This window comes from Streptomyces sp. NPDC058576 (assembly GCF_042718715.1).
Classification (GTDB): Bacteria; Actinomycetota; Actinomycetes; order Streptomycetales; family Streptomycetaceae; genus Streptomyces.
On sequence record NZ_JBHXPF010000003.1, the window covers coordinates 242,219 to 268,186 of the forward strand.

18 protein-coding genes are annotated in these 25,968 nt (G+C 72.0%); 10 read left to right on the forward strand and 8 right to left on the reverse strand.

Features of this window, described 5'->3' with window-relative positions; translation table 11 throughout:
• Positions 1 to 8 precede the first annotated feature (8 nt).
• Together ACFWRV_RS04070 and ACFWRV_RS04075 are read left to right on the forward strand one after the other, a co-directional pair.
• Entirely contained in the window at positions 9 to 776 is a 768-nt protein-coding gene (locus ACFWRV_RS04070) for a hypothetical protein (RefSeq protein WP_384327837.1), read from the forward strand.
• Between the two features lie 17 nt (positions 777 to 793).
• Positions 794 to 2,065, forward strand: coding sequence for a lytic transglycosylase domain-containing protein (locus ACFWRV_RS04075; RefSeq protein WP_384327840.1), 1,272 nt, complete (start codon positions 794 to 796; stop codon positions 2,063 to 2,065).
• A gap of 34 nt (positions 2,066 to 2,099) precedes the next feature.
• On the opposite strand, the gene ACFWRV_RS04080 is transcribed toward ACFWRV_RS04075, so the two are convergent.
• Positions 2,100 to 2,537, reverse strand: a complete 438-nt coding sequence (locus ACFWRV_RS04080; protein ID WP_384327843.1) for an ATP-binding protein — start codon at positions 2,535 to 2,537, stop codon at positions 2,100 to 2,102.
• A gap of 278 nt (positions 2,538 to 2,815) precedes the next feature.
• Here ACFWRV_RS04080 and ACFWRV_RS04085 point away from each other — a divergent pair, with 278 nt between their 5' ends.
• Positions 2,816 to 3,541, forward strand: coding sequence for a hypothetical protein (locus ACFWRV_RS04085; RefSeq protein ID WP_384327846.1), 726 nt, complete (start codon positions 2,816 to 2,818; stop codon positions 3,539 to 3,541).
• A 161-nt stretch (positions 3,542 to 3,702) separates the two neighbouring features.
• Here the strand turns inward: ACFWRV_RS04085 and ppk2 are convergent, their stop codons facing one another.
• A complete protein-coding gene (ppk2, locus tag ACFWRV_RS04090; RefSeq protein ID WP_384327848.1) occupies positions 3,703 to 4,668 on the reverse strand; it encodes a polyphosphate kinase 2 in 966 nt (321 codons plus the stop codon).
• Positions 4,669 to 4,803: 135 nt separating this feature from the next.
• Complete coding sequence (locus ACFWRV_RS04095; protein ID WP_384327851.1) at positions 4,804 to 5,865, reverse strand: ATP-dependent DNA ligase; 1,062 nt, start codon at positions 5,863 to 5,865, stop codon at positions 4,804 to 4,806.
• 76 nt (positions 5,866 to 5,941) lie between these two features.
• Here ACFWRV_RS04095 and ligD point away from each other — a divergent pair, with 76 nt between their 5' ends.
• Together ligD and ACFWRV_RS04105 are read left to right on the forward strand one after the other, a co-directional pair.
• Positions 5,942 to 6,967: a non-homologous end-joining DNA ligase gene (ligD, locus tag ACFWRV_RS04100; RefSeq protein WP_384327854.1), complete on the forward strand. Its 1,026-nt coding sequence runs from the start codon at positions 5,942 to 5,944 to the stop codon at positions 6,965 to 6,967.
• Positions 6,964 to 8,031, forward strand: a complete 1,068-nt coding sequence (locus ACFWRV_RS04105) for an ABC transporter permease (RefSeq protein WP_384327857.1) — start codon at positions 6,964 to 6,966, stop codon at positions 8,029 to 8,031. The genes ligD and ACFWRV_RS04105 overlap by 4 nt, the downstream gene beginning before the upstream one ends.
• A gap of 17 nt (positions 8,032 to 8,048) precedes the next feature.
• Here the strand turns inward: ACFWRV_RS04105 and ACFWRV_RS04110 are convergent, their stop codons facing one another.
• Both ACFWRV_RS04110 and ACFWRV_RS04115 read right to left on the reverse strand, forming a co-directional pair.
• Positions 8,049 to 10,289 carry an OmpL47-type beta-barrel domain-containing protein gene (locus ACFWRV_RS04110; RefSeq protein WP_384327860.1) on the reverse strand — a complete coding sequence of 747 codons (2,241 nt, stop codon included), beginning with the start codon at positions 10,287 to 10,289 and terminating at the stop codon, positions 8,049 to 8,051.
• Positions 10,286 to 12,790: a ThuA domain-containing protein gene (locus ACFWRV_RS04115; protein WP_384327863.1), complete on the reverse strand. Its 2,505-nt coding sequence runs from the start codon at positions 12,788 to 12,790 to the stop codon at positions 10,286 to 10,288. The genes ACFWRV_RS04110 and ACFWRV_RS04115 overlap by 4 nt, the downstream gene beginning before the upstream one ends.
• A gap of 302 nt (positions 12,791 to 13,092) precedes the next feature.
• Here ACFWRV_RS04115 and ACFWRV_RS04120 point away from each other — a divergent pair, with 302 nt between their 5' ends.
• On the forward strand, positions 13,093 to 14,169 hold the full coding sequence (locus ACFWRV_RS04120; RefSeq protein ID WP_384327866.1) for a multicopper oxidase domain-containing protein: 1,077 nt from the start codon (positions 13,093 to 13,095) through the stop codon (positions 14,167 to 14,169).
• A 9-nt stretch (positions 14,170 to 14,178) separates the two neighbouring features.
• Here ACFWRV_RS04120 and ACFWRV_RS04125 read toward each other — a convergent pair whose 3' ends face one another.
• Positions 14,179 to 16,428 carry a DEAD/DEAH box helicase gene (locus tag ACFWRV_RS04125; RefSeq protein WP_384327869.1) on the reverse strand — a complete coding sequence of 750 codons (2,250 nt, stop codon included), beginning with the start codon at positions 16,426 to 16,428 and terminating at the stop codon, positions 14,179 to 14,181.
• Between the two features lie 335 nt (positions 16,429 to 16,763).
• Between ACFWRV_RS04125 and ACFWRV_RS04130 the strand changes: the two genes are divergently transcribed.
• The 3 genes from ACFWRV_RS04130 (at position 16,764) to ACFWRV_RS04140 (ending at position 21,388) form a co-directional block, all read left to right on the forward strand.
• Positions 16,764 to 17,558, forward strand: a complete 795-nt coding sequence (locus ACFWRV_RS04130; protein WP_384327872.1) for a VOC family protein — start codon at positions 16,764 to 16,766, stop codon at positions 17,556 to 17,558.
• Positions 17,559 to 17,659: 101 nt separating this feature from the next.
• Entirely contained in the window at positions 17,660 to 17,914 is a 255-nt protein-coding gene (locus ACFWRV_RS04135; protein ID WP_006128884.1) for a WhiB family transcriptional regulator, read from the forward strand.
• A gap of 90 nt (positions 17,915 to 18,004) precedes the next feature.
• Positions 18,005 to 21,388, forward strand: coding sequence for a hypothetical protein (locus tag ACFWRV_RS04140; protein WP_384327875.1), 3,384 nt, complete (start codon positions 18,005 to 18,007; stop codon positions 21,386 to 21,388).
• 50 nt (positions 21,389 to 21,438) lie between these two features.
• Here the strand turns inward: ACFWRV_RS04140 and ACFWRV_RS04145 are convergent, their stop codons facing one another.
• Both ACFWRV_RS04145 and ACFWRV_RS04150 read right to left on the reverse strand, forming a co-directional pair.
• Complete coding sequence (locus ACFWRV_RS04145) at positions 21,439 to 22,413, reverse strand: acyl-ACP desaturase (RefSeq protein WP_384327877.1); 975 nt, start codon at positions 22,411 to 22,413, stop codon at positions 21,439 to 21,441.
• 177 nt (positions 22,414 to 22,590) lie between these two features.
• The gene (locus ACFWRV_RS04150; RefSeq protein WP_384327880.1) at positions 22,591 to 24,930 is read right to left on the reverse strand and encodes an ATP-binding cassette domain-containing protein; all 2,340 of its coding nucleotides are present in this window, start codon (positions 24,928 to 24,930) and stop codon (positions 22,591 to 22,593) included.
• A gap of 176 nt (positions 24,931 to 25,106) precedes the next feature.
• On the opposite strand from ACFWRV_RS04150, the gene ACFWRV_RS04155 reads away from it, so the two are divergent.
• The gene (locus ACFWRV_RS04155) at positions 25,107 to 25,916 is read left to right on the forward strand and encodes an alpha/beta fold hydrolase (protein ID WP_384327883.1); all 810 of its coding nucleotides are present in this window, start codon (positions 25,107 to 25,109) and stop codon (positions 25,914 to 25,916) included.
• The last annotated feature ends 52 nt before the right edge of the window (positions 25,917 to 25,968 follow it).

The window sequence follows — 25,968 nt, forward strand, 5'->3', positions numbered from 1 at the left end:
CCCCACCCATGTCGACGACCCGTCACCTCGTCAACCGTCGCCGCCGGCTGGCCACGACGCCCTCGCGTACGGCGGGGGCCGGGACGGAGCCGGGTTACGAACCGGCCGCCGCGGCCACGGACACGGAGACCGAGCCCGAACCGCGGGCAGCGGCAGGCGCCGCCGCCCGCGACACGGCTGCCGCCGACCCGGATGCACCCGAAGCCGCCACCGGGCCCGCTCCCGCCGCCCCGACGGAGGCCTCCCGCCCCACCGCCGCCGGCCTCCGCCGCACGCTGCCCGCCGTGCTCTGCGCGCTCACCGTGCTCCTCGGGGCCTTCGCCGCCTGGGCGTTCGCCTCCGCCGACAACCTGCGGGACGAGCCCGCCCGGCAGAACACCGCGCTCACCGACATCGGCCGGACCAGTGAGGTGAAGGGCCGGATCAGTGAGGCGGTCGGCGCGGTGTTCAGTTACGACTACGCCTCGCCCGCCCGGTCCGACCGCGCGGCGAGCACCTATCTGACCGGCCGGGCCGTGCGGCAGCACAAGGACATGCTCGCCGACGTACGGGAGCAGGCTCCGGAGCAGAAGCTCGTCCTGACGACCACCGTCACCGAGAGCGGGGTCGAGTTCCTCGACGGCGACCGCGCCCGGCTGCTGATCTTCGCGGACCAGAGCAACACCCGTACCGGCAAGGACGAGGAGACGACGTACGCGGCGGCCATGTTCGCCGTGGACGCCGTCCGCCGAGGGGACGCCTGGCTGATCGCCGCGATCGACACGTTCACCCGCTGAGACCTGAGGGAGCACCCATGAGCTTCAACCGCACGGTGCGCCGCCGGCTCGGCACCACGGCCACCGCCGTCGCCGCGATGACCGCGCTCACCGCGTCCCAGGCCCCGGGGCTCACGCTGCCCGAGCCCCGGCCGGAGAAGGCGGCGTCCTCCGACGACGTCGTATGGACCGAGGTGCCGGGCGACGACGTCTACCACACCGAGTTACCGCCGTTGCGGTCCCCGAAGCCGCCCGCGCCCCCGAAGCCCGGGGCGAAACCCGATCCGCTGCCGGCCCGGTCCTGGTCCGAGGCGGGCATCCCGGCCACCGTGCTGGCCGCCTACCGAAAGGCCGCGAGCATGGTCGGCCGCAGCGATCCTGGCTGCGGGCTGCCGTGGCAACTGCTCGCGGCGATCGGCAAGGTCGAGTCCGGACAGGCGTCCGGCGGCCGGGTCGACGCGCGCGGGACGACGCTCGCCCCGATCCTCGGTCCCGCGCTCGACGGCAACGGCTTCGCGCTGATCCGGGACACCGACGCGGGGGCGTACGACGGCGACCGTACATTCGACCGGGCCGTCGGGCCGATGCAGTTCATCCCGTCCACCTGGGCGGCCTGGGGCGCGGACGGCAACGGCGACGGCCGCCGGGACCCGAACAACATCTACGACGCGGCGCTCGCCGCCGGGCACTACCTCTGTGCCGGTCCGCGCGATCTGACCCGCCGAGCCGACCTGGACCGGGCGATCCTCAGCTACAACCGCTCCGACACCTATCTGCGGACGGTGCTGTCCTGGCTGGACTTCTACCGCACGGGCAGCCACCCGGTCGCCGACGGCGAGGGCGTCCTCCCGGTCAGCCCCGGCCCGGGCGGGAAGACGCGGCCAGGGGCCCCTGTCGGTGGTCCCGGCGCTCCCGAACCGCCCGGCAAGGGCGGCGGAGGCGTCGTTGTCGGACCGCAGCCGACCCGGCCGCCGAGTCCGACCCCCACGCCCCGTCCCACGGGCCCCGGCTCCCCGAGTCCCAGCCCCGACCCGACGGACCCGGGCCCCGACCCCACCGACCCCGGTCCGGGCCCCGGCCCCGACCCCACCGACCCGGGCCCCGGCCCGACGGACCCGGGCCCGAGTCCCAGCCCCGACCCGACCGGGCCCACCACACCGCCGGACCCCGGCGAGACCGACCCGGGCTGCCCCGACCCCGGCGACACCCCGTCCCCCTCCCCGTCGGATTCCGCGCCGGCCGGGGGGACGTCAGGCGTCCGGGAGGAACCCGGCGACCCCTGCGCGCCGACCGACGGGGCCGCCGCCTGAGACCGAGGGGCGGGCCTTCCCCGGGGCCGGCCCCTCAGAACAGGGCCACGACGGCCACGATGCGCTTGCCTTCCCCGTGCGGGGTGACGGACACCTCCGAGGCCAGCCGACGGACCAGCGGCCAGCCGTAGCCGCCTTCGCCGAGTTGGGCCCCGCGCTGTTCCCGCACCACGGGGAAGCCCGGATCCGCGTCGTCGACCGTGATGCGGAGCCCCTTCTCGGTGATCCGCGCCGAGAAACCGGTGAGGCCACCACCGTGCCGGACGGCATTGGTCACCAGCTCCGAGGTGATCAGCAGAGCGTCCGCCACCACCACGTCCGACTGGGACTCCCCGGCCAGCGAGCAGAACTCGGATGCCAGCAGTTCTGCGACGGCGTCTCGCGCCTCGGCAGCGCTGCCGGGCGTCCGCGCTGCCGCGCCGACGGGGTCCGACGCGACCGCGGTGCGACGCACGGGAGCTGCGTTGCTCACGCCCGTACCTCCTTTCGCGCGTTGGTCGCTCGCTCGCCCCGCGGGTCCGGCGAAGACGCCGACCGGACGGGGCGCGGTGCATGGTCGGCGGGTCGAACTGTCAGCGTGTCCCGAACCGCCGGATTCATGTCTGCTTCATGTCCGCGGGAAATTTCCCGGTGCCGCCGGGCCCATTGCGGACTCCGTCGATAAATACGTGAGTGATATTCCGCTTTGCCCGGGTACCCGGGCTGCATAGGGCCCGGGGAGGGCTCTTCTCGTTTCAGGGAGGGAAAACGATGAAGAAGGTCATGCTGGTCGCGGTTTCGGTCTCTTTGGGTGCGGCGGCGCTGGTGGGGTGCGGGGGGAATGGGGGATCCGGTGAAACGTTCGACGGAAAGAGCGCGGACACCATCGCGGCGGACGCGGTCAAGGCGACGCGGGACGCGAAATCCGTCCGTATCGCGGGAAGCGTGCGACAGCCGGGTGGAAACGAGATCGCCCTCGACTTCCACATCGACGATCAGGACCGGTGTACGGGCACGATGACCGGCCAGGGCGCGAAGGCGGACGTCCTCCAGGTCGGACAGAGCGTCTATGTGCGGGGTGACGAGAAGTTCTGGAAGAACAGCCTGAAGGGCCGGCCCGGCACGGATGACGTGGTCAAGCAGGTGCAGGGCAAGTGGGTGGAGTCCGAGCAGGGGCAGTCCGGCATGGAGGGGATGTGCGACAAGCAGACTTTCCTGGCCTCGATGGACGGTGACAAGTCCGAGCGCGAGGGAATGAAGAAGGGGGATACCACGGAGGTGGACGGGCAGCCCGCGCTGATTCTCGAGAAGAAGCAGTCGAACGGTGAGAAGATCACCATGTACGTGGCCACCGAGGGCGAGCCCTATGTCCTCAAGACGGTGACGGAGGGCGGGGACGCGCCGGGTGAGGTGGTGCTGAGCGACTTCGGCAAGAAGGTCGACGCGCAGAAGCCCGCCGCCGAGGACGTGGTCGACCCGAAGAAGATCACCGCGTGACACCCGTCCCGCGCCCCGGGAAATGTCCGGCCCCCGGGAAAGGGAATTGCTCAAGCGTGCGATTCTCTTGTTCTCCTGTTCGAGCGACTTCTGGTTGACGAATCCTGGTTCTCCACCGGCCCGGTGGAGAACCAGGATTCGCTGCGTCAGGAGGGGTGGGCTCACGCCTCTTCAGGGTGGTTGCCCGGCCCGTGCGCCCGGCCGGTCAGCGGCGTCGGCGAGAGAACCGCCTGCTCCTCGCCGGGCTCCAGCAAGGTGTCCGCCGGACCCACGATCAGCGGATCCGGGGGTCCGATGGTCTTCTCGTCCTTGCTGTCGTAGTCGAGACGCCACAGCAGGCTGCGCATCGCCTCCAGCCGGCCGCGCTTCTTGTCGTTGTTCTTGACCACGGTCCAGGACGCGTACTCGGTGTCCGTGGCCCGGAACATCGCGACCTTCGCGGCCGTGTACTCGTCCCACAGGTCCAACGAGGCCACGTCGGTGGGCGACAGCTTCCACTGGCGGACCGGGTCGACCTGCCGGATCGCGAACCGGGTCCGCTGCTCGCTGCGCGAGACCGAGAACCAGAACTTCACCAGCAGCACCCCGTCCTCGACGAGCATCCGCTCGAACTGCGGGGCCTGCCGCAGGAAATGCTCGTACTGCTCGGTGGTGCAGAAGTCCATCACCCGCTCCACACCGGCCCGGTTGTACCAGGAGCGGTCGAAGAAGACGATCTCCCCGGCGGTCGGGAGCTGGGCCACATAGCGCTGGAAGTACCACTGCCCGCTCTCCCGCTCGGTGGGCTTCTCCAGGGCGACCACACGCGCGCCACGCGGGTTGAGCCGCTCGGTGAACCGCTGGATGGTCCCGCCCTTGCCCGCGGCGTCACGGCCCTCGCACAGGACCACCAGCCGCTGCCCGCTCTCCCGGACCCAGCGCTGGAGCTTGAGCAGTTCGATCTGGAGGACGCGCTTGTCCCGCTCGTATTCCTTGCGGCGCACCCGCCGGTCGTACGGGTAGTTCTCCCGCCACGTCTCGATCGGGCGGCCCTGATCGTCCAGCAGAACGGGCTGCTCGGGACGCCGGCCGTCCACGGTCAGCCCTTTCAGCAGCTCCGCGGGGTCGGTGTTCGGTCCTTCGGTCATCGCCCTGTCCCCGTTCGCCTCGACATCAGCCGGTGCGGGAGAGGGCCCACCCGCGACGGGGTGGGCCCTCTCCCGCACCGGAACGTGCCCCGAAGGCCGCCGTCCATGCCCGCGACCGGTGGCACGGCGGCCCGGTCAGCCGCCCGCCAGCACCTCGGAGAGATCGTAGGAGACGACCTCCTCCAACTGCGTGTACGTACAGTCTGCCGGAGACCGGTCCGGCCGCCACCGACGGAACTGGGTGGTGTGCCGGAACCGGTCGCCCTCCATGTGGTCGTAGGCCACCTCGCACACCCGCTCGGGGCGCAGCGGCACCCAGGACTGGTCCTTCTTGCCCGTCCAGCGGTTCTGCGTCCCGGGCAGCCGGGACTGCTCGTGGGCCGCCGCGTCCGCCCAGGCGCCCCACGGGTGCTCGGTGAACTCGCAGCGCATCGGGGCGAGTTCCTCGGCGAGTTCGGCGCGCCGCTTCATCGGGAAGGCCGCGCAGACCCCGACGTGCTGGAGCACGCCGTCGGCCCCGTACAGGCCGAGCAGGAGCGAGCCGACGACCGGGCCGCTCTTGTGCTCGCGGTAGCCGGCCACCACGACGTCGGCCGTCCGCTCGTGCTTGATCTTGTACATCGCCCGGGCGTCGGGCCGGTAGGGGAGGTCGAGCGGTTTGGCCACGATCCCGTCGAGCCCGGCCCCCTCGTAGCGGTCGAACCACTCCCGGGCGATCTCGATGTCCGTGGTGGACGGGGCGAGGAGCACGGGCGCGGACGCGCCGGAGAGCGCCGCCCGCAGCACCTCCCGCCGGTCCGCCTGCCGGGTGGCGAGAAGGGAGGTGTCGTCGACCGCGAGGGCGTCGAAGGCGATGAAGCTCGCAGGGGTCTGCTCGGCGAGCATCCGCACCCGGGAGTCCGCCGGATGGATGCGCTCGCTGAGCCGTTCGAAGTCGAGCCGCCCCTCGTGCGCGATGACGATCTCCCCGTCGATCACACAGCGCGGCGGGAGGTTGTCCCGCACGGCGTCGACCAGGTCGGGGAAGTAGCGGGTCAGCGACTTGCCCGTACGGCTGCCGATCTCGACCTCGTCGCCGTCCCGGTACACGATCGCCCGGAAGCCGTCCCACTTCGCCTCGTAGGCCATGCCCGGCGGGATCTTGGCCACCGACTTGGCGAGCATCGGCTTGATGGGCGGCATCACCGGCAGGTCCATGGCCCGATTCTGGACCGCGCACCCACCCATGTCTCCCGATGTGCGGCATATGTGCGACCGGCCTACGGTGGCCGTCATGGGAGCAGCGGTGGAGCTGGACGCGGGCGGACGGGCCGTGAGGCTGTCCAACCCGGACAAGGTGTACTTCCCGGAGAAGGGCTACACCAAGAGGGACGTGGCCGAGTACTTCCTGGCCGTCGGCCCCGGGATCACCCGCGCCATCAATCACCGTCCGACCACCCTCCAGCGCTTCGTGGACGGGGTGGAGGGCGACTTCTTCTACCAGAAGCGTGCCCCGAAGAACCTCCCCGAGTGGATCCCCACCGCCAAGATCGCCTTCCCCAGCGGCCGTCCCGCCCACGAGATCTGCCCGACCGAGCTCGCCGCCGTGATCTGGGCCGCCAACCTCGGCACCCTCACCTTCCACCCCTGGCCGGTGCGGGCCGGGGACACCGACCACCCGGACGAGCTGCGCATCGACCTGGACCCGCAGCCCGGCACCGACTACGCCGACGCCGTCACCGCCGCCCACGAGCTGCGCTCGGTCCTGGAGGACCACGGCGTACGCGGCTGGCCCAAGACCTCCGGGGGGCGCGGGATGCACGTCTTCGTGCCCATCGAGCCCGCCTGGACCTTCGTCGAGGTGCGGCGCGCCGCCATCGCCGCCGGGCGCGAGCTGGAGCGGCGGATGCCCGAGCGGGTGACGACCGCCTGGTGGAAGGAGGAGCGCGGCGAACGGATCTTCGTCGACTTCAACCAGACCGCCCGCGACCGCACCATCGCCTCCGCCTACTCGGTACGCCCCTTCCCGCACGCCCCGGTCTCCGCGCCGCTGCGCTGGGAGGAGATCGACGACGCCGAACCGCGCGACTTCGACATCGTCACGCTTCCGGCGCGCTACGCCGAGGTGGGCGACGTCCACGCCGACATGGACCAGGAGGCGTTCCGGCTCGACGGGCTGCTGGAACTGGCCGACCGGGACGAGAAGGAGCGCGGCCTCGGCGACATGCCGTACCCGCCGGAGTACCCGAAGATGCCCGGCGAGCCCAAGCGCGTCCAGCCCAGCCGGGCCCGCCACGACGACGACGGTGAGATGGCGTGAGCGAGGGCGGCCACCGGCACGGCGCACACGGGCGGCCACTCACCCCGCGCGAGCGCTGGGAGGCGTACAAGAACAGCCCGTTCCTTCCCGCGACCGTCCTCGTCCTGATCGTCGCCGCGGCGGCCGGTCTCTTCGCCGGCTCCTACACCTACGCGATGGCGAACCCCACTCCGCACCGGATCCCGGCGGCCCTCGTCACCCAGCCGGAGGTGGAGCGGGGCGAGGCGTTCGTCGTGGGGATGGAGAAGGCCCTCGACGCCTCGCTCGAACTCCACGACTACCCGGACGTCGCCGACGCCCGCCGCGCCCTCGACGAGCAGAAGGTCTTCGCCATCGTGCGCGCGTCCGACGGGGGAGTCGCACTCGACGTGGCCGCGGCCTCGGGCGCTTCCGTGGCCGAACTGCTGGGTGAGGCGGGGCTGAAGGTGGGTGACGCCACCGGCGTCGAGGTCACCGTCCGGGACGTCAAGCCGCTCCAGCAGGGCGACCCGCGCGGGCTCGCCCTGTTCTACATCTCGCTGGCCGCCGTGATCATGGGCTTCCTCGGCGCGATCCAGCTCAGCGTGCACGCCCATGGCCTGAACCCGGCCGAGCGCATCGCGTTCACCGCCGCGTACGCCCTGCTCGGCGGGTTCGCCATCGCGGCGGCCGTCGACTGGTGGCTCGGGGCGGTGGATCTGCCGTTCGTGCAGTCCTGGCTGATCCTGGCCTTCACGATGTTCACCTCCGGCATGGTCTTCACGATGTTCAACACCCTGATGGGCCGCTGGGCGATGATCCCCACCTGGGGCGTCATGGTGCTGCTCGGCAACCCGTCATCCGGCGGGGCGGTCTCCTGGCCGCTGCTGCCCTCGGCGCTCGGACACATCGGCCGCTGGCTGCCGCCGGGCGCGTCCGTCAACGCCCAGCACACCGCCGTGTACTACCAGGGCCACCAGTTCGTCTTCCCGTACCTGGTGCTCGCCGCCTGGGCGCTGGTCTCCTGCACGGTCTTCTGGGTGTGGCGGCACCGACACCCAGGTGGCCGCGCCCGCACGCCTGAGCATGCGGCCGCGGCCACCTGAGACCTTCTCCTTACGGCTTACAGCTCCTTGATGCGGATGTCGCGGTACGAGATGACGTCGGTGACGCCGTGGACCTGGAGCCCGATGTGACCGGAGGCGAACCGCCGGCCGTCGGTGCCCGGGTCGTCGCCCCGCGGCGGCTCGAAGAGCTGACCGCCGGTGTTGTCGAACTCGTTGATCAGGACACCGTTGCGGTAGATCTCGTAGTGCTGGCCGACCACCTTGATCTCGTAGTCGTTCCAGGTGCCCTTGGGCGTGACCCCGGCGCCGCCGAGGCCCACCCGGTCGAATCCGTAGACCGAACCGGTCTTGTACATGTCGCCGTCCGGCCGGTCGTTGACCTGGATCTCATGGCCGTACTTGATGGCGACCCACTCCGGACGTGACTCCTCCGGGTGGTCGTGGACCTTCGGGAAGCGGACGAAGACCCCGCCGTTGGCGTTGCCGCTGCCGGGGGCGTCGTCCCGCCACTGGAGCTTGAGCGAGTAGTCGCCGTAGGCCCGGTTCGGCAGCCACAGCATGCCCATCCCCTCCACCGTGGTGGAGCTGGTGATCGAGCCCTCCTCCTCGTTCAGCTCGAACTTGCCGCCGCCGACCTGCTCCCACTTGGCGAGCGAGGCCGCCGTGCCGTCGAAGAGCTTGGTGTAGCCCTCGGACTGGCCCGGCTTGCCGATGCCCGACTGCTTGGCGGCCTGGTTGATGGCCTTGCGCTCGCGCTGGTCGATCACGCCGTCCGTCTGCAGCTTGTCGAGGACCGCCTTCACGTGCTTGAGGAACAGCGCGTTGGAGGACCAGTCCTTCTCGTCCTCGATCAGCTCGTTGATCGTGCAGCGGTTACGGGTGATCCGGTTCGGGACGCCCGTGTCGACCGTGCCGACGAAGACGGTGTGCCGCTCGTCGAACTCCGCGCAGTTCGGCGCGGGGACCCCGCCGCCCTGGGCGATGGTGAACGACACCTTCTTCGACTCGGAGGTGTTGCCCGCCTTGTCCGTCGCCCGGTGGGCGACGGAGTGGTGGCCGACGCGGTCGACGATCACCGGGGTGGTGTAGGCGAGGTACGGTCCACCGTCGAGGCTGTACTCGACCTTGTCCACGCCCGAGTCGTCGTCGGTCGCGGTGACGGTGGCCTTGGCGCTGGTGATGAACGCGCCGTCGCTGTTCTTGTCGCCCTCGACCTTCACCGAGGTCTCCGGAGCCGTCTGGTCCTGCGACGGCGGCTCCACCACGGTGAACTCGACGGTCTTCTCGTCCGCGACGTTGCCCGACCGGTCGGTGGCCCGGTAGCGGACGGTGTGCTCGCCCACCTCGTGGACCATCACGGGCGCGGTGTAGGGCTGCCACGCGCCGTCCGCGCCGAGCGCGTACTCGATGGTGTTGACGCCGGACCCGGTGTCGGACGCGGTCACGGTGACCGTGGCCATGCCCAGGTACGCACCCGCGTCGTCCTTCTCGCCGGTGACGGTCGCCGAGGTCTCCGGCGGCGTCTCGTCGTCGGTCGGCGGGGCGGCCACCGCGAAGTCGACGGATTTCTCCTCGGCCGCGTTGCCCGCCTTGTCGGTGGCCCGGTAGCGGACCGTGTGGTCGCCGACCTCGTCCACCACGACGGGCGCGGTGTAGGGCTGCCACGCGCCGTCCGCGCCGAGCGCGTACTCGATCGTGTCGACGCCGGAGCCCGCGTCGGTGGCCTCGACGGTCACCGACGCCTGCCCGATGTACGCGCCGTCGCCGTTCTGGTCGCCGTCGACCTTCGCCGAGGTCGCCGGGGCCTCGGTGTCATCGCCGCCCCCGCCCTCGGTGACGGTGAGCACGCCCTTCATCTGCCCGTGTCCCGGGATCGTGCAGGAGTAGAGGTACGTGCCGGGAGTGAGCGTGACCTCGACGCTGTGCTTGCCGCCTTCCGCGTCACTCGGGTTGGCCAGGATGTTCAGCTGGACGTCCTGGTTGTGCTCCGGGTCCGACGTGCTGAACGTCAGCGTGTGCGGCATGCTCGTCGTGTTGCCGGTGGCCGTGCTGTTCTCGAAGACGATGGTCGCCTTGCCGGCCACCGCCGTCTCGGGCGCGGTCAGATAGCGGTCGATCGGGTCGCCCGCGGTCCAGTTCAGCACCTGGTCGGCGGCCTTGGCCTCGGGAGCGTCGCCGCCCTTTCCGTACGCGGCCGTCGAGGTCAGCCCGAGGACCATCAGGAGGGAGGCCAGCAGGGCCACCCAGAAGCTCGGCGGACGATGCCGCCTGCGTGCGAGGTACGGACGCTGTCTCACTTCGCCGCCGCCTTGTCCACGAGATCCGCGGCGGCCGGCGTCGCGCCGCCGCCCTTGTACGACACGCGCCACAGCGCGGACTTGGAGTCGGAGGTGAAGAACCCGCGCCCGTAGTCCAGGACGTACAGCGAACCGTCCGGGGCGAACTTCCAGTCCATCAGGTTGCGGATGCCGTCCGCTCCGACCGGGATGATCTTCTTCAACGACTCGGCGTGCGTGGGCAGTCCGCCCTTGCCGACCGTCTTCGGGTCGGTGAGCACGGCGTGCCGGGGCTGGGTGTCGTCGTAGAAGTCACCGACGAACCACTTGCCGTCCCAGTAGGCCGGCCACTTGGCGGCGGACTCGCTCTGCGCGTCGTAGCGGTAGACCGGGCCGTTCATCGTGGCCTGCCCGCCGCCCTTGAGCCAGGGCAGCAGCTGCTTGCCCTCCTCCGGCTTGTAGCTCGGTACGCCGTTGGCGTCGCGCGGGTAGTCGACCCCGCCGCCCTGCGGCGAGTACCAGATGGTGTTCGGGGTCACCGGCGGCAGCTTCACCAGGCCGTCGTTGTTCGGCGACTCGTTCTTCGGAGCCTTGCAGTCGTACCAGCCCAGCGGCTTGGTCGGATCGGGCAGATTGCGGTCCCGGTAGGGCTGGTTGTTGCCCATGCAGTACGGCCAGCCGTGGTTGCCCGCCTTGGTGATCGCGGCGAACGTGTCGTACTTCGCCGGGCCCCAGGTGGTGGACGGCGCACCCGCGTCGGGGCCGACCCAGCCCGCGTACAGCGTGTCCGTCGCGGGGTCGATCGAGATCCGGGCCGGGTTGCGCACGCCCATCACATAGATCTCGCCGCGCGTCTTGCCGCCGCCCTCGTCCGGCTCCTTGCCGGTGAAGAGGTTGCCGGACGGCAGGGTGTACGTGCCGTCGTCCTCCGGGTGGATCCGCAGGATCTTCCCGTTCAGGTTGTTGGTGTTGCCGGCGGTGCGCCGCGCGTCGGCGAAGGAGACGCCCTTGTAGTTCGGCTGCGGGTTGTTGCCGGAGTAACCGTCGCTGAAGCCGGAGGAGTTGTTGTCACCGGTCGCGATGTACAGGTTGTCCTGCGAGTCCCACGCCAGGCCGCCGCCCGCGTGGCAGCAGCTGTTGATCTGCACGGGCCAGCCCAGCAGCACCTTCTCCGATGCCAGGTCCAGCTTGCCGGTCGCGGAGTCGAAGGTGAAGCGCGAGACCTGACGGGTCGCCATGCGCTTGTCGCGGTCGATCTTCGCGTGCGGGGTGTAGTGCAGGTAGACCCAGCCGTTGGAAGCGAAGTCGGGGTCCAGCTCGATGCCGAGCAACCCCTCCTCGTTCTTGACCAGTTCGTCGCCGCCGCCCTTGTTGCCGAAGACGTCCAGCGCACCGGCCAGGGTGACCTTCTTGGTCTTCGGGTCGTAGACGTGGACTTCGCCCTTGCCCTTGCCGATGTTCGGGTCGGCCCAGTCGGTGACGACCGGCTTGGAGCTGTCGGCCCCACCGCGCCCGATGTAGAAGGCCCGCCCGTCCGGCGCGGTCACCAGGCCGTGCGGCTCGCCGATCTGGTCGTTCTGGCCCGGCTGGTTGGGCTGGGTGACGCGCTCGGCCGCGTAGTTGGAGGTGATCGTCGCCTTGCAGTCGGCCTGCGCGGTCCGGTTCGTCCAGGACAGCGCCCCGCGCAGGTGGTCCCGGAAGTCGGTCTCCGCGAAGCTGTCCGCCGTGCCGCCCATCGCGGTGTAGAAGGACCGGCCGCCGTCGTAGTCGCGGCACCAGGAGACCGGATGGTCCCAGCCGTTGGCGCTCTCACCCGGCTTGTACGTCAACTCCCGTACGCGCGCCACGGTGTGGACGTCACCGGACGGGTTCTTCGTCCAGTTCAGCCACTTGTCGGGACGCTTCCACTCCAGCGGCAGGCTCTTGGTGGCCGGGTGGACCCGGTCCCCGATCTCCACGGTCGCCCGCTGTACGGACGCCGGGCCCTTCGCCGCGGGCCGGGCCCCGACCAGACCGGTGAACCAGTCCGAGTACGGCTCGGTGCGCGCCGCGTCATGGACGCCGAGGAAGCCGCCGCCGGCCTCCATGTACGCCTCCAGGCCCGCTTCCTGCTCCGGGTCGAGGACGTCGCCCCCGCCGGTCAGGAAGACGACCGCGTGGAAGGAGCCGAGCCGCTTGCCGTTGGTGAAGACCTTCGGATCGGCGGTGGCCACGGTGGTGAACCGCTGTGCCTCCGGGCCGGTCTGCCCGATCTTCTCGATGGCCGCGATCCCGGCGTCGGTGTACGGCGCCTCGTCGCCCGCCGAGGCGTGGAAGACCAGCACCTTGACCTGGTTCTTCGCCCCCGGCGGGGACGGCAGGGACAACGTTGTCGCCATCTTCTCGACCAAGGCCCGGTCCGGCGACTGATCCGCGCTGGCCGGGCCGCCGCTGCCCAGCATGGACACGGTCAGTGCGCCGGCCGCCACGGCCGCCGCGAGGCCGCGTCGTGATCTGGACCGGTGATGTGATGCGCGCTGCATGTGGTCACCCACCCCTCTGTGGTCACTGCACCTCTCGGTGACTGTGGCTTGCTCACTCTTCGTCAGGAGCGCGGGACTCGACGGCTCTTGACTCACTACCTCTTGATTCACTGCGACAGCGCACGAAGCTAGACCTCTTTTCGCGGTCCGCCAATAGCTACGGCAGCAATCGCACGAACTTTGTCCTGAGTGTGGATAAACGGAGTGGCCCCGGCTACGGTGTGGCCCGTTCCGGGGATCCCGTGAGCCCCGTTCCGTACCGGCGACGTCGCCAGTTTCCTTATCGCAGTGGGGAGTTCGACATGGACCGAAGGACCTTCAGCCGGCGGATGCTGGTCGGTGGCGCGGCGGCGGCCGCCACGGGGGTGACATCGTTGTCGCTCGGGGCGGTGGAGGCCAGCTCGGCCGAGAACCCGCCGCGTACGGCCCCGGCGGGCGGCGTCACACGCCGACTGAAGATGTACGCCGAGAAGTTGCCCAACGGCGAGCTGGGGTACGGCTTCGAGAAGGGCAAGGCCTCGATCCCCGGCCCCCTCATCGAGCTGAACGAGGGCGACACTGTCCACATCGAGTTCGAGAACCTCACCGACGTCGACGCCAGCCTTCATGTGCACGGCGTGGACTACGACATCGCCAACGACGGCACCCGGATGAACAAGAGCCACGTCGAACCCGGCGGCACCCGCACCTACACCTGGCGCACCCACGCCCCGGGCCGCCGCAAGGACGGCACCTACGAGCCGGGCAGCGCGGGCTACTGGCACTACCACGACCACGTCGTCGGCACGGACCACGGCACCGGCGGCATCCGCAAGGGGCTCTACGGGCCGGTCGTCGTGCGCCGCAAGGGCGACATCCTGCCCGACCAGACGTGCACGGTCGTCTTCAACGACATGATGATCAACAACAAGACGGCCCACAACAGCGTCAACTTCGAGGCCACGGTGGGTGACCGGCTCGAATTCGTGATGATCACGCACGGCGAGTACTACCACACCTTCCACATCCACGGTCACCGCTGGGCGGACAACCGGACCGGCATCCTCACCGGCCCCGACGACCCCAGCCGGGTGATCGACAACAAGATCTGCGGGCCCGCCGACTCGTTCGGCCTCCAGATCATCGCGGGCGAACGCGTGGGCGCGGGGGCGTGGATGTACCACTGCCACGTCCAGAGCCACTCCGACATGGGGATGGCGGGACTCCTGCTGGTCAAGAAGGCCGACGGCACGATCCCGGGGTACGACCCCCACCACCACACGGCCGGAGGCACGGAGAGGAAGACCGGGGAGAAGGCCGACGGGAAAGCCGAGAAGAAGAGCGCGGACCGGGCCGCCGCGAAGGACGCCGAGGCGGGTGCGGGGGAGCACCAGCACTGACCCCGTCCGTCACGGGGCCCGCGGAGGGGGCGGGCCCGGTCGGGGACGTTCCCCGTCGCCCGCCAGCCGCTGCTGCTCCTCCTCGACGATGCGCCGGGCCAGCTCGGCGTCGGAGACGTCGACCGCGTCCGGGGTGGTCTCCGCGAGGTCGCTGCGCCGGGCGTACGCGTCGAAGAGCCGGTCCTTGCGGGCCAGCAGCTCCACCAGGCGCTGGTCGACGCTGTCCGTGGCGAGCAGCCGGTGCACCTGGACCGTGCGCACCTGCCCCATCCGGTGGGCGCGGGCGACGGCCTGGTGCTCCAGGGTGGGCTTGATCTGCGGCTCGCACAGGATGACCACGGAGGCGGCCTGCATGTTCAGGCCCGTGCCGCCCGCCTGGATCTGGCTCAGCAGCACCGCGTGCCCCTCCACCGCGGAGAAGGCGTCGACCAGCTCCTGGCGCCGGGCCGGCGGGACACCTCCGGAGAGCGGCCCGAAGACGTCCGGGCCCAGGGCGTCGCCGACCGCCGCGAGGACCTCGCGGAAGTAGGAGAAGACGACCACCTTCAGACCGTTGTCCCGTGCCTCGCCGACCAGTTCGCGCAGCCGCTCCAGCTTGGCGGAGGTCCCGGGCACGGCGTAGGCGGCCCGGCGCATCCGCATGAACCGCCCGGAGGCGACCTCCTCGCGGTAGGCCTCCCGGTCCTCGGCCCCGAACTCCTCCCACTCGTCCACCTGGACCAGCGCCGGGAGTTCGGCCAGCACGTCCACCTGGTTGCGGCGCAGATAGGCGGGCGCCACGGCCCGCCGGAAGGCCCGCGAACCGGCCGCGCCGTGCGTCGTGCTCACCGACGGCGCGAGTTCGGGGCGCAGTTGGCGCACCAGGCTGCGGAACTCCTCCACCCGGTTCTCCATCGGGGTGCCGGTCAGGAACAGCACCCGCTCCACCTGCTCCGCCCAGCCCGCGACCGCCCGCGACCGGCGGGCCTCGGGGTTCTTCACGAAGTGCGCCTCGTCCACCACCAGCATCCCGGGCCGCACCGCGGCCGCCGCCCCCTCGGGCAGCAGGTGCAGCGCGTCGAAGGTGGTCACCGCGACCCCGCCCGTCTCACGCCAGTCCGCGAACGCCCGGGCGCGCTCGGCCCCGTGCACCGGAACGGCGCGCAGGGTGGAGCGGGCCCGGATCTCCCGGGTCCAGTTGATCAGCACGCTGGCCGGGCACACCACGAGGAAGTGGGTCTCGCCCCGGGCGGCGAGATGGGCGAGGGCGGCGATGGCCTGGACGGTCTTGCCGAGGCCCATCTCGTCCCCGATGACGACCCGCTTCTGCGCCAGCGCGAAGCGCGCACCGAACGCCTGGTAGCCGCGCAGTGACACCCGCAGACGCGTGTCGTCGAGTCGCAGCGCACGCACGCGGTCCGCGATCCCGGCGGGCAGGAACCCCTCGGCGGCGTCCCGGTCGGGACCGCTGCCGGACAGCTCCGCCAACAGGCTGTAGTACTCGGCGGACCGCAGCTCGAAGTCCACCCAGGCCTCGGCGGGCGACGCCGCGGAGCGCAGCAGGTCGGCCGACGCCTGCGCGAAGAGCACCGGCAGCTCCCGCTCCACGGCGTCCGCCACGGCCGATCGCACCGCGTCGACCGCCTCTCGCACCCGAGCCCGCGTCTCCCGCCGGGTGAACAGCATCCGCAGCCTGCTCCCGCCCGGTGCGGCCATCTCCGCCCGCGGGCCCAGCAGTTCGGTCAGCCGCCGGGCCGCGTCCACCGCCCGCCGCGCGTCCGCGCCGGCCATGACCAGCCGGTGCAGGGCGATCACCAGCGCCGTGGACGTGTCGTCCGGTGCGTCCACGTCGATCCGCACCGAGACGGTGTCGCGCACGGCGTGGGCGATCTGCCCGGCGGCGGCCAGCGCCTGGTCGGGGGTGTGCGCGCCGACCCCGGGGATCTGCCGGAGCTCGTAGCGGTCCGTGCGGTGGACCTGGCCGACGGTGCCGAACCCGGCCTGCTCCAGCGCCCCGAGACGCAGCCGCCCCTCCGTGACGTCCTTGAGCCGGGAGACGGGGATGTGGGCCAACTCCCGGACCACCAGGGAGTCGAGGAGCGGATCGAGCACCGAACGTACGGCGGCCACGGCGTTCACCCGGTCCGCCGGCACGGCACGGGCGCTCTCCAGCAGCCGCTCCGCCCGCGCGAGCAGCTCACGGGCCCCGCCACCGGTCGGCACCGTGCTCCCGGCGGCCCCCCGCGCGCGTGTGCTGCCCGCCGCCCCGCTCTGTTTCATGTACGTCCTTCTGTTCCCGAGGGGGTGTCCCGCCCGCCCCGGGACCCCGCTCTTCCGGCTCCTGAGGCCTCCCCGTCATCGTGCCACGCTCCACGGACACCCCCGGCCCGGTCGCGCCGACCGGCGGGCGACGCGCCGGGTCGACGCTTCGCCCCGGCAGGCACCCGCTGCCTACCCTGGGCCGCACGGCGGACGCGATCTGCCGCCGGTGGTCCGCGCCCCGGTCGGCCCCGTGCGGACTGCGGTTGTCAGTGCCCGGTGCCAGACTCGGAACGGAAGCGATCACCCGGCAGCACAGGACGAGCAGGACCACCCGGACGACTGAGGAGCACGCCATGATCAGCCCCACCTTTCTCGACGGAGCGCCCAACTGGGCCGATCTCGGCACCCCCGATCTCGACGGGGCCACCGCCTTCTACCGGGAGCTGTTCGGATGGGCCCTGATCCCCGGCGGCCCCGAGGTCGGTGGCTACGGGATGCTCACCCTGGACGGCCGGTACGCCGGCGGTGTGATGACGGTGTCCGAGGAGGAATCCCCGAGCGCCTGGTCGGTCTCCTTCCAGTCGCCCGACGTCGCCGCCACCGCCGCCGCGGTGCGGCGGGCGGGCGGCAGCGCCGCGTTCGAGCCGATGGACGTCCTGGACTTCGGGAGCATGGGCGGCTTCACCGACCCGGCCGGAGCCTATTTCGGTGTGTGGAAGCCGAAGGAGCACCCCGGCTTCGGCGTCGTCCAGGAGCCCGGCTCGTTCCTCTGGGCCGAGCTGTACACCTCCGACGTCCCGGGGGCAGCCGCGTTCTTCGCCGACGTCTTCGGCTGGGGGACCGACCAGCTGAAGGTGGAGGGCACCGACTACACCTACACCACGATCCACCCGGCCGGCGCGGGCCCGGAGGCGTCGTTCGGCGGCCTGGTCCGGATGGGCGACGTCCCGTCCGAGGCGGCCCGGGGCCCCCACTGGCTGCCGTATTTCGCCGTGGCCGACGTCGACGCCACGGTGGCCGCGGCGAAGCGGCTCGGCGGCACGGAGACCCTGGCCGCCATGGAGGTGCCCGGCGTCGGCAAGATGGCCAACATCGCCGATCCGTACGGGGCGGCCTTCGCGGTCATGAAGCCGGAGCCGAGGCAGTAGGGCCGGCGACCCCGCGACGACTCCGGGGCCGCCCTCGGAGCCTTCGCCGGATTGATGAGTCGTTGATCGGTTGTTTATCGCCACCGGGCACCGTGGGCTCCATGCTGATCAATACCGTGACCGACGACGCACTCGCCTGGCAGGAGACCGCGTTGTGCGCGCAGGCCGGGCCCGAGTTCTTCTTCCCGGCCCCGGGCAGTTCGACCCGCGAGGCCAAGCAACTGTGCAACGCCTGCGAGGGGCGCCTCGCCTGCCTGGAGTACGCCCTCGCCAACGACGAGCGGTTCGGCGTCTGGGGCGGGCTGTCGGAGAAGGAGCGCGAGCGGCTCCGCAGAGAAGGCCGCGACCGGGGCTGAACGCCCCAGGTCGCACACACGCACCATGAACGTCCGGGGTGTTCGGAAAACCCCCTGGGGTGTCCGGCTCGGGCCCGGCACAATCGGGCCATGACCGACGCATCGCCGCTCGTCCTCGCCGCCACTCTGCTCGACGCGCTCGAACCGCTGCCCCATGCCGGCCGTATGAGCGAACTGGCGCTGCGGGCAGGCCGACTGGCCGCCGAGGGGACGTTGCGCGCCGTCCTGGACGAACTGGCGGACGGCGACCCGTACGAGCGCCGGATCGCGGTGATCGCCGCCGCGGTCGGCAGGGACGCCGAGTGGATCGGCCAGCGTCTCGCCGACGAGGACGCCCTGGTGCGCGGGCACGCCCTCCGCGCGGCCCGGACCATCGGGGTGCCGGACACGGCGTACGAGAGGGCCTTCGCCGACGCGCCCGCCGTCGTGCGCCGGCACCTCGTGCGGGCGATCATCGCCGACCGCCGCACCGCGCTCGCCGACCACCTGGTCATCGCGGTGCGCGGCACCCATGGTGACATCGAGGCGGCCCGCCTGCTGCCCGGCTGCTCGGCCGCGACGGTCGAGAGGCTGCTGCCGGAACTGCGGCGCTCGACCGCCTGCTGGTCCTCGCTCGGCCACCACCACCCCGGACCGGTCCTGGACTCCGCCGAGGAGGAGCTGGCGGACCTCCCCGCGGCGGCGCGGGACGCCTGGTGGCAGGATCTCGGGCACCCCCGGGGTGTCGCTGCCGCGATGCCGGCCCTTCCGCACCGGGTGCTCGACCTCCTCGAACGGTTCGGCCCCACCCGGCTCCCGGCCGCCCTGTACGGCTCCTTCGGGCACCTCGTCGCCGCCGACCCGGCCCGTGTCGCCCGGCTCGCCATCAGGCCGGACGTCTGCGCGCAGGTGCACCGCGCGCTCAGCGGCACCCAGCTGCGCCGCCTGGTCCGCGCCCTGCCCGACGCGCTCCTCGTCGAACTGGGCCGCAGCGCGCCGCAACCGGCCGGCCCGCTGCCCCGGATCCTGTGCGCACTGCCGCCCGCCCGCCGAGCCGCACTCCACGAGGCGGTCACCGACGGCAGGGGCGAGGGAGCCTCGGGGGCCACCGTCGACACCCGGCTGCTGGACGCGCTGCCCCGCAACCAGGTAGCCGCCGTGGCGCGGCGGACGGCCGAGCGGGCCCGTGACCGCGGGGCCGACGCGGCGGTCCTCCTCGCCACGTCCTACCTCCCCTTCGACGAGGGACGCGAACAGCTCCTGGCCGCCACCCGCGGACCCGCCGCCGACGACCGCGCCACGGCCTGGTCGCTGCTCGTCGGCAGCGCGGGCCGCTCCGGCGATCCGGCCTCCGCCGCCACCGTGCTGGAGGACCTGCAGCGCCTGCGCAACGAACAGGACCCCGTCCGCTCCGCCGCCCTCACCGCCCTGGCCGGGGTGGAACCCGCCCTGTTCACCGACGCCGTGGAGCCCCTGCTCGACCGCGTCGCCGCCGACGCCGTGGAGGCCCGCGACTCGTCCCCGGCCACCCGCTCCGCCCTCGGCTCGCTGGCCGTCGGCGTGCTGCGCGAGCACGCGGTGACCGGACAGCGCGACCTGCTCAACTGGGCGCTGCGCACGCTGGTCCGGATCACCGGCAGCAGCGGCAGCGCCGACTTCGGCCGCCTGGACCGGACCCTGCGCCGGGGCCAGGAGCACATCGTGTTCGACGCGCTGCGGCCCTGGCTGGAAGCGGGTGCGGAGCGGTCCGACTACGGCCTCGTCCTGGCACTCGCCCGCGCCGTGGGCCGTCGCGCCGACGCCATGCCCGGCCTCCAGGAGCTGCTGTGGCAGGCCGTGAACTACGGCGGGCCCGCGGCTGCCCGGGGCGCGGCGGCCCTCTGGCTCCGGGCCCCGGCCGGCCGCGACGAGCGGGTCGAACGGCTGCTGGCCCGGCACCCGTCCGCCGTCGCGCTCCCGGAGGTCCGGCGCGTCGTGACGGGCCGGCGGACGGACCTGCTGGGGGCGTACCTCGACGGGACGCCGCCCCGGGGCCGGTTCCTCGCCCCCGGCACGCCCTGGACCGTCGAGGCCGCCGGAGCCGAGCGCTGGACGCCCCGTCAGCAGCGGGCCGCACAGCGCGCGGTGGAGCGCACGGTGGCGGACGAGAAGCTGCCGCTCCACCTGCGCACCGCCGCCCTCGGACAGCTCGCCCGCATACCCGGGCGGGGCGCCGACGCCGTACGGCCCTGGACCGACGACCGGGACGTGGTGATCGCCGAGGCCGCGCTCACCGCCCTCACGTACACCGACCGGCCCGCCGACGCCCTGCCCGATCTCCTCGCCCGCGCCGGCGACGACCGGGCGCGCGTCGCCATGTTCGCGGCGGGCCGGGCCGCCGCCTGCACCCGGCCCTCCCGGCTGGCCCCGCTGCTCGCCGCCCGCACGGCTCCCGGCACCGGCAAGGTGACGAGCCGCAAGGAGACGGTCCGCCTCGCCGCCGCCCTGCTGCCCCGCGCGGAGGCGGCCGCCCTCCTCGCCGACGCGTACGCGCAGCCGGATCAGCACCTCGATGTGCGGGCCGCCTGTGTGGCCGCCGGTACGCCGCTGCTCGGCGACGTACGCATGTGGGAGGCGACGAAGGACGCGGCGGGCGGCGAACGCGCGCTGCGGGTGGCGGTGCTGCGGGCGCACCCGACGGAGCTGGACCCGGCTCTGCGGCCGCGCTACGCGCGGCTGATCCAGGACGTGTGCCGCACCGAGGACGACACGCTGGCCGCCCTCGCCCACACCGCGCTGGTCCCCTGGCTGCCGTGGGCCCCGCAGGCGGCGGCGGTCCTGGTCGAGGCGGTCACCGACCTGGACCGGCGGGGCAGGTGGCGCTCGGCCGCCGACGCCCTCGTGGACGCGGCCCGGACCACTCCGGACGCGCTCGGGGCCCTGAACCGCGTCCTGTCCCTGCTGGCCACGGGGGAGACGGCGGACGACGCGGGGGCGGAGCGGGACCGGCCCGCCCGCCGCCGGATCGGCCATCTGGCCAGAACGCTGACGCTGCGGACCGGCCCGAACAACCGGCAGGGCGCGGCGGTGCTCGCGGAGGCGGGCCGGACCCTGGCCGCCCACCGCGACCTCGTGCCGGACGCCGTCGCCCTGCTAGCGCGCTCGCTGGACCTGGCGGCGGACCCGGACCCGCTGCACACCGGGCTGGTCGAGCTCGCCGCCCTGCACACCGGCCGCCCGGCGCTCGCGGCCAGGACCGCGCAGACCGTCGGCAGGCGGGTCGTCGGACACCCGGGGACGGAGGCCGGCGACCCCGGCACCCTGCTGCTCGTCGTCGCTCGCCTGGCGGCGACGGGAGACCCTGCCGAGGGCCTGCTCGCGGCCGAACTCACCGTGGCGTGCGGCCTGCGCACCGGGTGGACCGGACCGTGGCGCACCCAGCTGCGGATGCTCCGCCAGCACTCCTCGGACGACGTACGCGACGTGGCCTACGCCGAGGCCACGGCAGAGGAGTGACGGCACGGGCACGGGGAACGAGCGCGCGCCGCCGGGGCGCCGGCCGGGGGTCAGGCGCGGTCGCGTGCCACCATCCGGGCCTTGCGGGCGGCGAGCTTCTCGTCGAACTTCGAGGCCTCGCTGTCCAGCCCGCCCATGTACAGACCCAGCTCCTCCTGGGCCTTCGCACCCTCCGGGCCGAGCCCGTCGATGTCCATGACCTTCAGGAAGCGCAGCACGGGCTGGATCACGTCGTCGTGGTGGATGCGCATGTTGTAGATCTCGCCGATCGCCATCTGCGCGGCGGCCCGCTCGAAGCCGGGCATGCCGTGTCCGGGCATCCGGAAGTTGACGACGACGTCGCGCACGGCCTGCATGGTCAGGTCCGGGGCCAGCTCGAAGGCGGCGCCCAGGAGGTTGCGGTAGAAGACCATGTGGAGGTTCTCGTCGGTCGCGATCCGGGCCAGCATCCGGTCGCAGACCGGGTCGCCGGACTGGTGGCCGGTGTTGCGGTGCGAGACGCGGGTGGCCAGCTCCTGGAAGGCGACGTACGCGACGGAGTGCAGCATCGAGTGCCGGTTGTCCGACTCGAAGCCCTCCGCCATGTGTGCCATGCGGAACTGCTCCAGCTTGTCCGGGTCCACGGCGCGCGAGGTGAGCAGGTAGTCGCGCATCACGATGCCGTGGCGGCCCTCCTCGGCGGTCCAGCGGTGCACCCAGGTGCCCCACGCGCCGTCGCGGCCGAACAGGGAGGCGATCTCGTGGTGGTAACTGGGGAGGTTGTCCTCGGTGAGGAGGTTCACCACGAGAGCGATCTTGCCGATGTCGGTGACCTTGGACTGGTCCGGCGACCAGGCGTCGCCGTCCTCGAAGACGCCGGGGAAGTTGCGGCCGTCGGAGAACGGCACGTACTCGTGAGGCATCCAGTCCTTGGCTACCTTGAGATGGCGGTTGAGTTCCTTTTCCACCACCTCTTCCAGCGCGTACAGCAGCTGGGCGTCGGTCCACGCCTTCGAACTGCCGAGGTGGGGAGAGGTGATCGTCACGGGGAGCTCCTGGGGACGGGAGAATTACCTACGGCTTCGTAGGTTACGTGACCGTAGGTTAAGGCGACGGTAAGGCCAAAGCCAAGCCTGTCCCCGGCAAGGGCGGGCTACACAGAGTCATCGTCACAGGTGAAAAGGTGCGTGAGACACGCCTCGGAGCCTTCAGTGACCCCCTTTTCACCGCTCCTTCCACCGCTCCGGATCCGGTGATTCCACCCCCGGATCCCGGCGCAAGTATCGGCCCGTGACGGATGTCGGGTGCGCGAGCAGATCGGCGGGCGTCCCCTCGAACACCAGCTCTCCGCCGCCCTTGCCGCCGTCCGGACCGAGGTCGATCACCCAGTCCGCCCGCTTGACCACATCCAGGTTGTGCTCCACGCAGATCACCGTGTTCCCCGCGTCGACCAGCCGGTCCAGCAGATCCACCAGCGCGCCCGTGTCCGCCAGGTGCAGTCCGGTCGTCGGCTCGTCCAGCACGTACACGCTGGAGGTGCGGTGCAGCTGGGTGGCGAGCTTGATCCGCTGGCGCTCGCCGCCGGAGAGCGTGCTGAGCGGCTGGCCGAGCGTCAGGTAGGTGAGGCCGACCTCGTCGAGCGTACGCAGCTTCCTCAGCAGCGCGCGGTCCTCGAACATCCCGACCGCCCGTGCCGCCGTCATCTCCAGTACGTCCACGATCGACCGGCCGGCGACCCGGTGCTTCAGCACGTCGTCGTGGAACCGGCGGCCCTCGCACTCCGGGCACGTCGTGGTGACCGGATCCATGAACGCCAGATCCGTGGAGATCTCACCGCGCCCCGAACAACCCGCGCAGGCCCCGGCGGAGTTGAAGCTGAACAGCCCCGCGTCCACGCCGTTCTCCCGGGCGAACACCTTGCGGATGGCGTCCAGCGCCCCGATGTACGAGGCGGGGGTGGAGCGCGACGAGGCGGTGATCGCGCTCTGGTCGATCACCACCGCCTCCGGGTACGCCGCCGTGAACACCCGCGACACCAGCGTCGACTTCCCGGACCCCGCCACCCCCGTCACCGCGGTCAGCACCCCGGCCGGGAACGACACGTCCAGACCCTTGAGGTTGTACAGATCGGCCCCGTGCACCGGAAGCCGTCCGACGGGGGAGCGCACGGTCCCCTTGAGCGGGGTGCGGCGGCGCAGCGACCGGCCGGTGAGCGTATCGGCCTCGCGCAGCCGCTCGAACGGCCCCTCGAAGACGACACGACCGCCGTCGGAACCGGCCCGCGGCCCCATGTCGACGACATGGTCGGCGACCGCCATCACATCCGGGTCGTGCTCGACGACCAGCACCGTGTTGCCCTTGTCGCGCAGCCGCACCAGCAGATCGCCCAGCCGCCCCACATCGCGCGGATGCAGGCCGACGCTGGGCTCGTCGAAGACGAAGGTCAGCCCGGTCAGCGAACTGCCCAGGTGGCGCACCATCTTGAGCCGCTGCCCCTCGCCTCCGGACAGGGTCGTGGTCTCCCGGTCCAGGCTCAGATAGCCGAGCCCGATGCCGACCAGCCGCTCCAGCCGCTCCCGCGCGGCGGCGGCGATGGGCCCGCCCACCGGATCGTCGATCCGCTCCAGTACGCCGACGAGGTCGGATACCTCCATCCGCCCGTAGTCGGCGGGCGAGAGCCCGTCGATCCGGGCGGCGAGCGCCGCCGCGTTCAGCCGCGCCCCGCCGCAGGCCCCGCAGACCCGCTCCACGGTGAACCGGGCTGCCGCCTCGCGCCGCTTCTCGGACAGCGAGGCGGTGTCGCGCTTGAGGTACAGCCGCTCGAAGCGGGTCACGACCCCCTCGAACTTCATGTCCGCCGAGCCGGTCCGCATGTCGATGCGGACGATGAACCCCGAACCGTGCAGCAGGAGCCGGCGCTCCTCCTCGCCGAACTCGGCCAGCGGCAGGTCGTTGTCGAACCGCCCCGACCCCCCGTACAGATTCCACTCCCAGCTGCCCACCGACAGACCGGGCAGCAGCAGTGCCCCCTCGTTCAGCGACTTCGACCAGTCGACCGCCCGGTCGAGATCCAGCTGGACCGTGCGCCCCACCCCGTCGCACTCCGGGCACATCCCGGCGGGGTCGTTGAACGAGTACGCCGTCGCCCCGCCCGCGCTCGGGGTGCCGCACCGCGAGAACAGCACCCGGATCACCGACCAGATGTCGGTCGCCGTGCCCACCGTGGACCGGACATTGCCGCCCAGCGGCTTCTGGTCGATCACGATGGCCACCGACAGGTCCTCGACGGACTCGACGTGCGGCCGCTCGTACTTCGGCAGCCGGTTGCGCAGGAACGAGGTGAAGGTCTCGTTCAGCTGCCGCTGCGACTCCACGGCGATCGTGTCGAAGACGACCGACGACTTGCCCGAACCGGAGACCCCGGTGAAGACGGTGATCCGGCCCTTGGGGATCCGGAGGGAGACATCGCGCAGATTGTTCTCACGCGCGCCGGTGATGACGATGTCGCGGTGCGCGGAGCCGGGAGTGTCCGGTGCCCCGTCGCGCTCGGGAAAGCGATTCATGGTCGCGACGCTAGGCGGGATACCGGACAGCTTCTGTCGCCTTTTCTCGGAAGATCCGAAGACGCGCTCGGACCGTGACCCCGGACCACGGCCGGCGGCGGGGGCCCTGTGGCGACACGCGCAGCGACGACATTCGTACAAGACCGCGGGCCATCGGCTCCGCCATCCTCGCGTCCATGCGTATCCACGACAGTACGTACGTGCAGGGCATGCACGTCGTCCACGACGGCCCCCGTGAGGCGCCGCCGCTCCTGCTCATCCACGGATCAGGTGCCTCGGGCGGCTCCTGGGGCCCGGTGGTGCCGGCCCTGGCCGGACGTCACCACGTGGTCCGGGTCGACCTCCCCGGGCACGGCCAGTCCCCGCCCGCGGCCTCGTACGAGGTGCCCGAGCAGGCGGCCCGCCTGGCCGCGGCGCTCGACGAACTCGGCCTGCGCCCGGTCATGGTGGCCGGGCACTCAAGCGGCGGCTACATCGCCACCGCCCTCGCCGAACAGCGCCCGGACCTGGTGGGGTCCCTCGCGCTGGTCAGCAGCGGTCCCCGTCCCGACGCGCTCCTTCCGCAGCCCGCTTTCCTCCGGGCCCTCATCGCCCCGCCGCTCGGTCCGCTGCTGTGGAGAGTGCGCTCCGACGCCATGCTCCGCCGGGGGGTGACCGCGGTGTGCCACCGCCCGGTGGACGTCCCGGACGACCTTGTCGCCGAAGTGCGGGTCATCGGCTACCGCACCTTCAGGACGGTGCTGAGCCGGAACAACGCGTACATCGCCGAGCGGAGCGTCCCCGAGCGCCTGAGCACGCTCGACGTCCCCGTGCTGGTGATCTTCGGCGCCGCCGATCCCCGGTGGGACCCGTCCTCGGCGCATCTCTACGACACCGCAGCGAACGCGAGAGTCGAGCTGCTGCCGGACGTCGGACACTTCCCCCCGCTAGAAACGCCGGAGGAGACCGGCGAGCTGCTGCTGCGGTTCGCGGCGACGGGCCGCTGACCCCGTAGCCTGGTGCCGTGAAGCCGACCGAACCACCTCCCGACTGGGCGTC